Genomic DNA, 11,928 nt, shown 5'->3' with positions numbered 1-11,928 from the left:
CTGTGACAGGTGGTTTCGTACTCGCCTGGTGGGACTTCGCCGATGCTGCTCAGCAGTTAATATACCGCCAGCAAAACCTTACCAAACATAGTACCAAAAAACCTGGAACGCTGGCACTTGCATACGCATTGCGGGCACTGGCAACTATTACAATCTCGCTAGCGGAAGCAGGAACAGCCATTGCAATCGCAAAACCTCTTTTTGACCATCTATCTCAGAATGCCAAAACAAAACTTGTGAGAATGATGACAACATCCATGGGCGCGCTTGCCAACAAACTGGGAACACAAGCTGCTCGCCTACTGCTTGCACGTTTAGTATTAGGTGCATTTTGGATCGGAGTCATCCTGACACTCATAATCTACATTCTGGAAGATGACGCTTTAGAGAAGTGGTGCAAACGTAGCTGCTTCCGAACTCATAAAAATATCAAACCCTATGAAGAGCAGGAAGAACTGAGTGCCCTACACACTGCTATCGGCGAGGTTTTATAATGTATCTTATCGAATGGGGATTCTGGCAGATGGCAACTCAGTCAGAAGCTGCACGTAGAACGTACGAAGCAGGGATGACACCAGCAGAAAAGCGCGCAAATAGAGATTTTTATGAAGGCGACCTGAATGAAGAGATTCACTTTTCCCGGGTAAGTGAAACACCCCTCATACGCGGCCCTGTTTATGCATTCAATGAAACCCACATGGAAATGCGCTGTGGCGGCTCAGAAGAGAAGCGCGGCCTCATTACGCTAGTCACGATCGGCGGGGTGCTGCCTGGGATAATTTTCGGAACCGGCATAGCTGTCGGTTCCATCTGGCTTGATATCACTCAACCTTATTCAATCTCCTTTATAGCAGTCATACTTACAGCTCTATTGGCTTCAGCTTCAGGCGCAGCATTGTATTTTTACCTGAAGTACGGCGTAAAAATCTCGCGACTGGAAATGCTGACCAGTCGGCATCTACTCATTCGCTTCAATCGTATAACTCAACAGGTCCACCTCCACCGCCCCAGCTACTGTGGTGGCATCGTCACCTTCCCCTGGAAAACAACCGGCAGCACGGGCATTCGCCCAGAAGATGATTCGCTAAGCGTTGGAGTAAGACTCGGTCTAATCTGGCACCCCAGCCGCACCGGCCTGCCACACATGGAAATGGCCCTGCTCGGCAAACAAGGCCAAGGCGGCAGCGAACTGCGTGATGAGTGGGAATTCATCCGCCGTTACATGGAAGAAGGCCCGCACGCCGTCCCCCGCCCCCGCCTGAGCACCCAGCTACCCTCACCCATCCAGGCATTCAGCGCCCAGTTCGAAGGCCTTGGGCGTTTCTTCCGCAAGAGCAGCTGGCTGTTCAAAATTGCGCTGCTGTTTGTCTGGCCCGCTTTCGTCATCATCGGCACCGGCCACTGGCTCAGCCTGCTGCTGTGCTGGCGACCGCGCTGGCCGAAGGTCATCCGCGAGGCCGGCCTGCCCGGCAAGCCAGTCCCACCCGTGACAACCCTGAGCGACTACCCTCCCGCAATCCAGGCACGCCTGCTCGCCAACGCCGACCGCTGGCAGCTCAAGCCCGGCAAGCGGCCGGCGAAAAAGCCACGCAAAACGCGCAGATCCAAAGCGCAAGCGAAACCGGCTGCGCCCAACGAAGATTGTGTCTGAATTCAGAATTCGAACGTGTACCCCACGATCACCCGGTTCTCATCCGCTGCATCGGCAAAATTCGAGCGCATGCTCGCATTGCGCCAACGCAGCGACACATTCCTGAGCGCCCCCGACTGCACCACATAGGTGATATCCGTAGTCCGCTCCCATTCCCGCCCCTCTCCGTCGCCAGCGGCCAATGCCCTGCCCTTGACGCTGGCAATGCGTTGCGGGTCCACCTGATCGCCCTTTACATAACGCACGTTGAACGTCAGCCCGGGGATGCCCACCGCAGCAAAGTTGTAGTCGTAGCGCAGCATCCACGCCCGTTCGTTGGCCAAGGCAAATGTGCTGACCTGCTGTTCGCTGAACAGGTAGGTATCGGTGCCCCCCACGTAGGCATATGCCGTATCCCCACGCACTTTCTGATAGCCGCCACTGAACGTGTGGCCCTGAACGCTGTACCCGAAGTTGGTACTGAGGGTCTGATTGTCGACTCCGCCCAGCAACGCCCGGCCCTGCTCCCTTGCATTGAACCAGCGCCACTCGGTGAACACATCCCCCGGCCCAAGTCGGGTCTTGAACTTAAAACCGGCAAAATCACGCCGGAACAGGTCTTCGAGCACACTGGTGTGAAGGCTGAGGGTCAGGTTGTTCAACGGCTGGTAATCGACGCCGGCGTAGCGCAGACGATCACTGGTGACCGTCGCCGAATAGGCCCCTTGCTGCGCCATGGCGGTCAGGTCCTCATAGTCGGTGGAGTCACGCAATTTGGTGGCATCCACCTGCAGAAGGGTGAACGTAAACCGGTCCAAGTCTTTGCTCACCAGTTGCACACCGTTGAACCACTGGGGGAACAAGCGGCTGCTGTTGGACGCCAGCAATGGCAGTTGCGGGCTCAGGCCCCCCGCCTTCAATTCGCTCTGCGCCAGCCTGGCCTTGAAGGTAGCTACGGCCTTGGCGTAGTCATCCGCGGCGCGTTTGTCGCTGCCTCGCGGCAACAGGCCGGAACCGCTACGGTCAGGCGAGGAGTCCAGCTTGAGCCCCAGCATGCCGGCTGCGTCCAGGCCAAAGCCAACCACGCCGTCGGTATAGCCAGACTGCAAGCGCAGCATGAAGCCCTGGGCCCATTCACCGCGCCGCGATTGCGTGGCGCTGTCACCGTGAAAGTCGCGGTCGAAATAGAAATTGCGCAGTTCCAGGCTGCCACTGCCGTCATGGATAAAGGCAGCCTGGGCGGTTTGACAGGCGCAGTAAAGCGCCGAGAGCACCAGCGATGCTCGCCGAAAGATCACGATCATTGGTATGCCTTGTGCTTATTCTTGTTGTTGTTCGAAGACTCAGCGCCAATCAGCTTTTGGGGTTGCGCACGTAACGCATCACCACCAGGCATGCGACCAGGATCAGCGGCGCGATTGACAGCATGCCCATGTAGGTACTGTCGGTAAGGTCATTGATCTTGCCCACCATCACTGGTGCAACGATGCCGCTCAGCTGTCCCACCGAGTTGATCGCGGCGGTGCCGGTGGCAATTGCCAGCCCCGAGAACGTCGACTGTGGAATGGTCCAGAAGATCGGGATAGCGATAAAGGTGCCCGCAGTGGCCAGCACCAGCGCGGTCATCATCGCGAAGGGAGAGTCGGAGAACAGGCACGCCAGCAGGTAACCGACGGCGGCCGCCAGCAGGCAGTACACCAGATAGCGCTTGCGCTCGCCGGTGCGGTCGGAGTGACGAGTCAGCAACACCATGCCGATGCACGCTACCGCATAGGGCAATGCCGACAGCACGCCAACCCAGAGCATGTCTTGCACCCCCGAGGACTTGATCAGGTGCGGCATCCAGAAATTAAGCCCGTAGGACGCGGTTTTGACCACGTAGTAGATAAACGCCATGATCGCCACTTCACGGGTCAGCAACACCCGCCAGATCGAGCCGAGTATCGGTTTTGCGGTGCGTTTGTCCTGGGCAAGGTTCTCCGCCAGCAGGTCCTTCTCCTCGCGGCTCAACCATTTCGCCGCCTCGATATCGCGGTCCAGCTTCCACAGCACCAGCAGGCCCAGCAGCACACACGGCAGCCCGGACATCAGGAACAACCAGTGCCAGCCAGCGAGGCCTAACACGCCGTCCATTGTCCCCAGCAAAAAGCCCGCAGCCGGGCCACCCACCGCTCCGGCCAGCGGCACCGCCAGGAACCACAGGCCATTCATCTTCGCCAGGTGCTTGCGCGGGAACCAGCATGCCAGGTAGAACAGGATCGCCGGGCCGAAACCGGCCTCCATGACGCCGATCAGAAAGCGTAGGAAGTACAGCGTGTACTGGGTATAGGCAAATACCAGCGCAGCCGTCGCCAGGCCCCAGGACACCATGATCCGGCAGATCCAGGCCGGAGCCCCGTAGCGTTTCAGGCCAAGACTGCTGGGCACTTCGAACAGCACGTAGCCGACGAAGAACATGCTCGCGGCCAGGCCGTAGGCGGCATCGCTGAGGCCCAGTTCCTGCTGCATTTGTGTCTTCGCAAAACTGATGTTGATGCGGTCGAAGTAGGAGAACAGGAAGCAGATGATAGCCAGCGGCATGATGCGCCAGGCCACACGGCGGTATAGCAGCAGCTCATTGATGTGACTGTCGTTGCGCTCACGCGCCAGTTCGCCGGTCAAAGCAACCATGGTGAATCTCCATTCTTGTAATTATTGGAGAGCAGCGACGCCTCGAAGGGCGCCACCAGCAGGTTTTTTAGCGAATACGGATCAGCTTTTCCTTGAAGCTCTGGCCTTTTGCGACGTACTCGGTCGCATTGCGCTGCATACCGGCGATAGCTTCGGCAGTGAGCTCGCGCACTACCTTGGCAGGTGCGCCCAGGATCAACGAGTTGTCGGGAAACACCTTGCCTTCGGTGACGATGGCGCCTGCACCCACCAGGCAGTTGTTGCCGATGACCGCGCCATTGAGCACCACCGCCTGAATGCCGATCAGCGCGCCATCGCCGATGGTGCAGCCGTGCAGCATGGCCTGGTGGCCGATGGTGACACCTTGCCCCACTGTCAACGCAAAGCCGGGGTCTGCATGCAAGACAGCACCCTCCTGCACGTTGCTGTGCTGGCCGATACGGATCGCTTCGTTGTCGCCCCGTAGCACGGCCTGCGGCCATACACTGACGCCTTGTTCCAGGGTAACGTCGCCGATGACGCTGGCATCCTCGGCGATGAACGTTTCCGGGTGCAGGTTGGGTGCAAGGTTGTCATATTGGTAGATCGCCATCTCAAGGCCTCCTCAAGCCGCGTCGTCTGTTTTCAGCACGCCCGCCGCACACAGCTGGGCAATGTGCGCGTCGCTGTAACCCAGTTCACGCATCACTTGGCGGGTGTGCTCACCAATCCGCGCGATAGCCCGCCGTGGCTGCAGGCGCTGGCCGTCCAGTGACAGCGGCAATAACGGCATCGGTGTGTGGCTGCCGTCTTCCAGTTGCAGCTCGGCCATGCCACCGCTCTGTAGCAGGTGGGGGTCCTCGAAAAGCTCTTCAGGGCGGCGGATCGGCGCGAAAGGAATGCCGTTGGCTTCCAGCTGCACCGCCAACTGCCCGGCGTCCAGCGGCGCAAACACCTCGGCCAGGTGCGCCAGCAGCCATGGCCGCTGCAACACGCGGTCGTTATTGCTACCAAGGGTCGGGTCATCAAGCAAAGCGGTCTGCCCCAGTACCCGGCATAACGCGTGCCACTGGCCTTCCCCTGTGGCGGCGACAAACATCTGCTCGCCACCGGCAAAAGTGAACACGTCATAGATGGCCCAGGCACTGATGCGGTTCGGCATCGGCGCTGCGGCTTCACCGGTGACCACGTACTGCTGCATATGCTGGGCAGCCAGCAGCACGCAATTCTCGTACAGGGCACTTTGCACCTCACGGCCCCTGCCGGTGCTGTGGCGCTCGTTGAGTGCGGCCAGCACGCCAATGGCGCCGAACATGCCACCCATGATGTCGTTCACCGAGCTGCCTGCGCGCAGCGGGCGCCCCACCGGCCCTGTCATGTAGGCCAGACCGGCCATCATCTGTACCACTTCATCCAGCGCCAGGCGGTTATCATATGGCCCGCTGAGAAACCCCTTGTGCGAAGCGTAGATCAGCCCTGGATTGCGCTGGCACAGTGCGTCGTAGCCCAGACCCAGCTTCTGCATACGCCCGGGCTTGAAGTTCTCGATGAAGACATCGGCGGTGTCGATCAATTGCAGCACGGCCTCACGGCCCTCGGGCGTTTCAACATCGACAGCAATGCATTGTTTGTTGCGGTTGAAGGTGCGGAAAAAGCCCGCCCCTGCGCCCAGCAAACGGCGTGTGCCGTCGCCGCGTACCGGCTCGATCTTGATGACTTCGGCGCCCAGGTCGCCGAGGATCATGCCGCACGTCGGGCCCATGACCATATGCGAAATCTCAACGACACGGATGCCGTCCAAGGGAAGTCTGGACATTGTGATGCTCCTCTTACGGGCAATTCAGGCGTGGCGGTGTGTGTTGGCGAAGTTGAGCGGCAATCCGGCCCGGGCGATGAAGCCGTAAAGTGGCTCGCCCGGTAGCGCTTCGCTTAGTACCTGCCGGGTTTCGATTAGCGCAGGCAAGTCGATGCCGGTGTCGTAGCCCATGCTTTGCAGCATGAACACCAGGTCCTCGGTCACGGTATTACCAGACGCGCCAGGGGCGAACGGGCAGCCTCCCAGGCCCGCCAGGGAGGCATCCAGTTCCCCAATGCCCTGCTGCACCGCCACCAGGCTGTTGGCCAAGGCCAGGCCCCGGGTGTCATGGAAGTGCGCGGCCTTGAGACGGTCGCCTGCAATCTCCCGTACGGCCTGAAGCACCATTGCCACCTGGCCCGGATTGGCATAGCCAGTGGTGTCCCCCAGGGAGACCAGGTCGCAACCGGCTTCGATCACCTGGCGGGTCAACGCACACAGGTCAGCCAGCGGCACCTCGCCCTGGCGGGTGCAGCCAAAGGCCACTGACATGCCGGCCACGACTTGCACCCCATGCAGGCCCATTTCAGTACGCAGCTGGCACATGCGCCCCAGTTCCTCGACCATCTCCACTGGCGTGCGGCGCACGTTGGCCAGGCTGTGCGCCGTGCTCACCGATACCGGGGCGACGATGCGGTGTGCCCCCGATTCAAGTGCGTCCCTTGCGCCACGAAGGTTTGGAGCCAGCACGGTTACTTGCAGGTCCGGGTACGTGAGGGCGTGAGCCACCACTTCGCGGGCATCGGCCATCTGCGGCAGCAAGCGTGCCGGCACGAACGACGCGACTTCCATATGGCGCACGCCGGCGCCGTAAGCGGCGTCGATCCAGCGGCGTTTGGCTGCTGTCGGCATGATCACTTGCAGGCTCTGCAAGCCATCGCGCAGGCCGACTTCATTGATTGTTATTGTTGTCATCGCGGTCTCTCTGTCTGAAGCGTTGCGCCAGACTAAGAGCTGGATGACGGGCAGAAAAGACGTGTTTCGCGGGCTGATCCATCGTCAGCCACGATGGATCAGCCCGCGCCCTGCCAGGCCGGTGCACGCAGCAACAGGTGGTCAAGCAGGCGCCGAGCCGACAGCGAGAGCGTGTGCCGGTCGCGCATGCAGATGACGAATTCACCAAGCGCCCAGTCGTCAGTCAGCGCAATGACCCGCAGGTCGAACAACGCCGCATAGCGGGACACGGCCTCTTGCGGGAACACCGCCAGGCCAAGGCCAAACTGCACCAGACGGTATGCCGCGTCGAACGACGACACGTACGAACGAAAACGCAGCGCCTTGCCTGACTGTTCGGCGCTTTTACGCATGAAAGCGTTCAATGTGGCAAAGGCCGATAGCCCCAGGTGGTCGTAACCCAGGGTTTCCTCGAAGGCAATCTGGCTGCGGCCGGCCAACGGGTGGTCAGCAGCAACGACCACGGCCAGGTGATCCTGCCGATACGGTACGAAATCCAGGTCACCCACCGCCATGGATTTGCGGCAGATACCAAGGTCTGCAGTGCCCTCGGCCACACCACGAACGACATCGGCGCTGAAGCGCTCTTCGATATCGGCCTGGATGAGTGGGTATTCCAGCATGAACGCTGACAGTTCTTCGGGCAGAAACTCCATGATCGACGATACATTGGCCAACACCCGCACATGACCACGCGCGCCGTGGGCGTATTCGCTCAGCTCGCTGTCCAGGCGTTCCATGGCGCGGGTCATTTCCCTGGCATGGCGCAGCAGTGCAAGCCCCGCCGGGGTGGGCTCCACGCCGCGCTTGCTACGTTTGAGCAAGGCGGTGCCAAAGCGCGCCTCAATGTCTGAAATACGTTTACTGACGGCGGACGGCGCCATGAACGCGCGCTCGCCTGCGCGGGCGATGGTGCCTTCTTCGCAGACGACGATGAACAGGTTCAGGGAAAGGTGGTCGAGGGGTTGCATCGCTTGGCTCGGCTTGGGGAAGGGACCGCCGTAGCACTGTAGCAAAAACCGCATTGGCTTCTAAAACCGGGTTTGAATTACCGGCCCCCAATCCCCAACCTTGGGGGAACGCTGCCCACCGCCAGCGGCTGGCATAAAGCCCTACTGAGAATCTGTAGCCCCTGCACCATAAGGCCTGCAAAGCATTTTTCAGGTGTTGGCACAGCTCTTGCCGATCTCCTCCCAGACGCCCCAAGTCCATGGGCCCGTTTGCAGGAGGAATTGACTCATGCACCGACCGATACCCCACCCGCTGGCAGTGGCGATTTTCGCCGGCATGCTCCAGCTTCCCGCGCAAGCCGCCTTGAACGCTGTCGATCCAGGCGCTTACGTCCCAGCCAATGGCGGCTTCCCCGCCTGGTACCAGGACAGCCACGGTCGTACCCTCGACCTGTGCCTGACCAAGGCCGTCAGCTCCCGGGTCGCAGGCGCACCTGGCGCACCCTCATACATGTGCACGCTACTGCCCACACCTGGTGTGTTCGACGATACCCAACCCATCGTCTTCCCCACCAACTTCCCTGACGAAGCGTTCTGGTTCACTGCCGACGCTGCAATCGTCGACGCTGCGCGTGGCATCGACCTCAGCTATGGCACGGCGATCGAAGCGGCATTCGCTGCCGAAGAACCTGTCGAGGGTGACCAGGTCAGCTTCGCCCGGGTCCGTATCCGGGTCGACGTTCCCACCGCGGGCACCTACGTGGTCACCCACCCCTATGGTGTTGAAGTGTTCGATGTGCCCGTTGCAGGGCGCCGGGCGATCAACATGACCCGCGACATCGGCATCGCCGGCGCAGGCGACTTCACCGGCGCACTCAAGGGCGATGTCGGGCCGTTCCTGCGCAGTGTCAACGGCCCCTACACCGAAGGCAACGAGCGCTTCATTGGTGACCCGAACCTGGAAGAACGGGTAACGGGCAGCCCATTCAACACCAACTACGTCCGCATCGAAGGCCCTGGTGGCATCGACCTGCGCACCGAGCTGTTCGCTGTCTCGGGCAAGCTTTCCGAAGTGGCCCTGCCAACCCCGCTGATGCCACAACGCAGCACTTACTCACGCCATACCGAGAACGGCGACCTGATCGCCCAGCAAGACATCTTCGTGTTGGCCCCGCCGCCACCGGCAAGCGTCACCCTGACCAGCCAGACCCCCAACCTGAGCCTCACTGAGGCCAACGGCACCGGCGCCTGGTACGCCCAGTCAGCCCTCAACCCGGCGGCCGGAACCATCGTGACACTGTCCGCTGACAACAGCGTGGCAATCCCGACCAGCAGCCTGACCACCAGCAACGTTCCCCTGACCGACCTGGTCACCATCACGCAGGCCCAGTACCGCCTGTCCACCGGCGAGCTGACCCTGGTGGCCAGCACCAGTGACGAAACAACACCTCCAGTACTTACCGCACATACCGGCAACGGCACGCTGATCGGCAACCTGGGCGGTACCGGCGCCGTGAAGACGTTGAGCATGACCCTCTCGCCCATTCCGCCGGCCAAGGTGCAGGTCACCAGCGCCAACGGTGGTAGCGACTCCGAAGACGTGGTGCTGGTGCCATGAACAGACAAAGGCTCAGCCTTCAAGGAGGCAGCATGAACACTTGGTCGCGCCGTGCGCTGTTGGCCGCCGGTTTCTCTCTTACCGTTACCAGCGCCGCGTTCGCCGCGCTGTCTGATGTCGATCCGGGGCCCTACACCTTCGCCACAGGTGGCTATCCGATGTGGTACAAGGACAGCCTCGACCAATCCCTGGAGCTGTGCCAGTCGCGTGCCACCAGCACCCGTGCGCCAGGCGCACCCGGGGCGCCCGCCTACATGTGCACCTTGTTGCCCGAGCCCGGGGTCTATGACGATGCCCTGCCGCTGGTATTTCCAGATAACTGGCCACCCGAGATGTTCTGGTTCCTGGCCGAAACCTCGATACCACAAGTCGGTAACAGCGGATATGAGCTGGAGGTCTACGTTGCCGGTATAGAGGCAGCCTTTGCTGCTGAAAACCCGGTAGACGGTGATCAGCAAAGTTTCGCCCGCATCCGTATCCGCGCATCGGTCCCACGCACCGGTACCTACACCATCACGCACCCTTACGGGGTGGAGACGGTCAACGTCACCACGGCAGGTCGTCGCGCGATCAACATCACCCGGGACATCGGTATCGGCGCTCCGGGCAACTTCCAGGGGGCGCTGGCGGGGGCGATCGGCCCTTGGCTGAAGGGGGTTGGCGGGCCATATACAGAGGTCAACCCCGACACGGGCACCACCGAAACCTTCATCGGCGACCCCAATATCACCGAAGCGGTCACGGGTAGCCCCTTCAATACCAACTTCGTGCGCATCGAAGGGCCCGCGGGCGCCATTCAGACCAACACGTTCACCGTGTCTGGCAAGGTGCTGGACCAGCGAGCACAAACCCCGGTCACCCTGGAGCGCGCCACCTATTCGCGCAACGGCAGCGGCACCCGCGTGGAAGTGTTCGCCAAAGCCCCGAGTGAGGCCAGCCTGTGCATGCGCAATGGCCTGGCACTGATCGGCACGCCGCCTTCGCCTTGTCAGTTCACCCTGACTTCGGACAACAACGGGTTGTTCTTCAGCCAGCAGTTCAACCAGTCGGTGCCGCCAGCGGTGGTGGTTGTCACCGCCAGCAACGCAGTCGGCGGCACCCAGCCGACTGCGCTCTCGAGCAAACTCAGCGACGTGGTCAAAGTCAGCACCGCACGCTATGACTGGGCCAACAAACGTCTGTTGATCGAGGCCAGCTCCAGCGACGAAGTAGCGGTCCCCGACCTGCTCGCCCAAGGCTACGGCCGCATGTCGAAATCGGGCACGCTGCAAAGCATCACGGTCAACGATTTGGCTCAACCGCCCGCTACCGTTACGGTCAAGTCTGCCCATGGCGGTAGTGATGTGGAGCCGGTGATCGTGGTCGGCAGCGCCCCGGTCGAGGCCGCCAACCAGCCACCGCTGGCCCAGGCCGATGTTGGCAGCACCAGTGTCGGTGTACCGATCACACTCAACCTGCTGCTGAACGACAGCGACCCGGATGGCGACGTGCCGCTGACCATCAGCGACCTGACCCAACCCGGGACCGGCCTTGGCGGCGTCGTGCTGAACGGCACCACCTCGGTTACCTACACACCGCCGACCGGGGCCACACAACCGCTGGTAGCCAACTTCAGCTACCGGGCGGTGGATGCCAAGGGCCTGAAGTCGGAACCGGCCACGGTCACCATCAACGTCGCACCTAACCAGGCACCGACTGCCAACCCGGAAACCGTCGCCACCTTGGGCGTGCCATTGACCATCAACGTGCTGGCCAACGACACCGATCCAGAAGGCAACGTACCGCTGAGCGTGGCCAACATCACCCAGCCGGCCGCCGGCCGTGGCACGGTCAGCACCGACGGCACAACCGTGACCTATACCCCACCGGCCACTGTAACCACAGCCTTCACCACCACCTTCACCTACCAGGCACGTGACTCGCTGGGGGGTCTGTCCACCCCAAGTACGGTCACCGTCAACGTGTCGCCTCGGCCTGCCGCTGAAACCTTCGCCGTCACGACAGCCACGGTCACGGCGCGCTCCAACAACCGTTACAACTGGGACATCAGTGGCACCTCGTCGGTGACCACCGGCAATACCGTAACCGTGCGGGTAACCACTACCACGGGCGTCCAGACCTTGGGGACGGCCACGGTAGCGCTGACCGGCCGCTGGCGCCTGGTGGTAAGCAATAGCACCACGATCATCCCGACTGCGGCACCGACGGCGACGATCACCACCAGCCAAGGCACCACGCGCACCGTCAACGTAGTCGTGCAGTAAAGGCCGGA

At 61.4% G+C, this 11,928-nt stretch carries 9 protein-coding genes and 1 pseudogene; 4 read left to right on the top strand and 6 right to left on the bottom strand.

Going from position 1 to position 11,928, the window contains the following annotated elements:
- Together ACF8FB_RS25030 and ACF8FB_RS25025 are read left to right on the top strand one after the other, a co-directional pair.
- Nucleotides 1-494 (top strand): annotated as a pseudogene (locus ACF8FB_RS25030) (hypothetical protein); the annotation flags it as partial.
- Nucleotides 494-1,651 (top strand): DUF6708 domain-containing protein, encoded by a 1,158-nt coding sequence (locus ACF8FB_RS25025; RefSeq protein WP_010954261.1) that lies wholly within the window; start codon nucleotides 494-496, stop codon nucleotides 1,649-1,651. The pseudogene ACF8FB_RS25030 and the gene ACF8FB_RS25025, both read left to right, overlap by 1 nt.
- Before the next feature lie 2 nt (nucleotides 1,652-1,653).
- Here ACF8FB_RS25025 and ACF8FB_RS25020 read toward each other — a convergent pair whose 3' ends face one another.
- The 6 genes from ACF8FB_RS25020 to ACF8FB_RS24995 form a co-directional block, all read right to left on the bottom strand.
- Nucleotides 1,654-2,934 (bottom strand): OprD family porin, encoded by a 1,281-nt coding sequence (locus tag ACF8FB_RS25020; protein ID WP_010954262.1) that lies wholly within the window; start codon nucleotides 2,932-2,934, stop codon nucleotides 1,654-1,656.
- 49 nt (nucleotides 2,935-2,983) lie between these two features.
- Nucleotides 2,984-4,300, bottom strand: a complete 1,317-nt coding sequence (locus ACF8FB_RS25015; protein WP_010954263.1) for an MFS transporter — start codon at nucleotides 4,298-4,300, stop codon at nucleotides 2,984-2,986.
- Between the two features lie 67 nt (nucleotides 4,301-4,367).
- Complete coding sequence (locus ACF8FB_RS25010; protein ID WP_010954264.1) at nucleotides 4,368-4,892, bottom strand: gamma carbonic anhydrase family protein; 525 nt, start codon at nucleotides 4,890-4,892, stop codon at nucleotides 4,368-4,370.
- 12 nt (nucleotides 4,893-4,904) lie between these two features.
- Nucleotides 4,905-6,095, bottom strand: a complete 1,191-nt coding sequence (locus ACF8FB_RS25005; protein ID WP_392510190.1) for a CaiB/BaiF CoA transferase family protein — start codon at nucleotides 6,093-6,095, stop codon at nucleotides 4,905-4,907.
- A 24-nt stretch (nucleotides 6,096-6,119) separates the two neighbouring features.
- The gene (locus ACF8FB_RS25000; RefSeq protein WP_010954266.1) at nucleotides 6,120-7,049 is read right to left on the bottom strand and encodes a hydroxymethylglutaryl-CoA lyase; all 930 of its coding nucleotides are present in this window, start codon (nucleotides 7,047-7,049) and stop codon (nucleotides 6,120-6,122) included.
- A 98-nt stretch (nucleotides 7,050-7,147) separates the two neighbouring features.
- Nucleotides 7,148-8,059, bottom strand: a complete 912-nt coding sequence (locus ACF8FB_RS24995) for a LysR family transcriptional regulator (protein WP_049587677.1) — start codon at nucleotides 8,057-8,059, stop codon at nucleotides 7,148-7,150.
- A 268-nt stretch (nucleotides 8,060-8,327) separates the two neighbouring features.
- On the opposite strand from ACF8FB_RS24995, the gene ACF8FB_RS24990 reads away from it, so the two are divergent.
- Complete coding sequence (locus tag ACF8FB_RS24990; protein WP_010954268.1) at nucleotides 8,328-9,656, top strand: hypothetical protein; 1,329 nt, start codon at nucleotides 8,328-8,330, stop codon at nucleotides 9,654-9,656.
- Nucleotides 9,657-9,688: 32 nt separating this feature from the next.
- Nucleotides 9,689-11,920: an Ig-like domain-containing protein gene (locus tag ACF8FB_RS24985; protein WP_049587679.1), complete on the top strand. Its 2,232-nt coding sequence runs from the start codon at nucleotides 9,689-9,691 to the stop codon at nucleotides 11,918-11,920.
- The last annotated feature ends 8 nt before the right edge of the window (nucleotides 11,921-11,928 follow it).

It is taken from the genome of Pseudomonas sp. yb_2, from assembly GCF_043103905.1.
Taxonomy (GTDB): domain Bacteria; phylum Pseudomonadota; class Gammaproteobacteria; order Pseudomonadales; family Pseudomonadaceae; genus Aquipseudomonas; species Aquipseudomonas alloputida.
The sequence above is the reverse complement of the archived record's forward strand: the minus strand, read 5'-3'. Positions and strand labels throughout refer to the sequence as shown.

What these genes read in the sequence shown, in the direction of transcription:
- ACF8FB_RS24985 (WP_049587679.1), top strand. Translation starts at nt 9,689, where the DNA reads ATGAACACTTGGTCGCGCCGTGCGCTGTTGGCCGCCGGTTTCTCTCTT.
- ACF8FB_RS25000 (WP_010954266.1), bottom strand. Translation starts at nt 7,049, where the DNA reads ATGACAACAATAACAATCAATGAAGTCGGCCTGCGCGATGGCTTGCAG.
- ACF8FB_RS24995 (WP_049587677.1), bottom strand. Translation starts at nt 8,059, where the DNA reads ATGCAACCCCTCGACCACCTTTCCCTGAACCTGTTCATCGTCGTCTGC.
- ACF8FB_RS25020 (WP_010954262.1), bottom strand. Translation starts at nt 2,934, where the DNA reads ATGATCGTGATCTTTCGGCGAGCATCGCTGGTGCTCTCGGCGCTTTAC.
- ACF8FB_RS24990 (WP_010954268.1), top strand. Translation starts at nt 8,328, where the DNA reads ATGCACCGACCGATACCCCACCCGCTGGCAGTGGCGATTTTCGCCGGC.
- ACF8FB_RS25005 (WP_392510190.1), bottom strand. Translation starts at nt 6,095, where the DNA reads ATGTCCAGACTTCCCTTGGACGGCATCCGTGTCGTTGAGATTTCGCAT.
- ACF8FB_RS25025 (WP_010954261.1), top strand. Translation starts at nt 494, where the DNA reads ATGTATCTTATCGAATGGGGATTCTGGCAGATGGCAACTCAGTCAGAA.
- ACF8FB_RS25010 (WP_010954264.1), bottom strand. Translation starts at nt 4,892, where the DNA reads ATGGCGATCTACCAATATGACAACCTTGCACCCAACCTGCACCCGGAA.
- ACF8FB_RS25015 (WP_010954263.1), bottom strand. Translation starts at nt 4,300, where the DNA reads ATGGTTGCTTTGACCGGCGAACTGGCGCGTGAGCGCAACGACAGTCAC.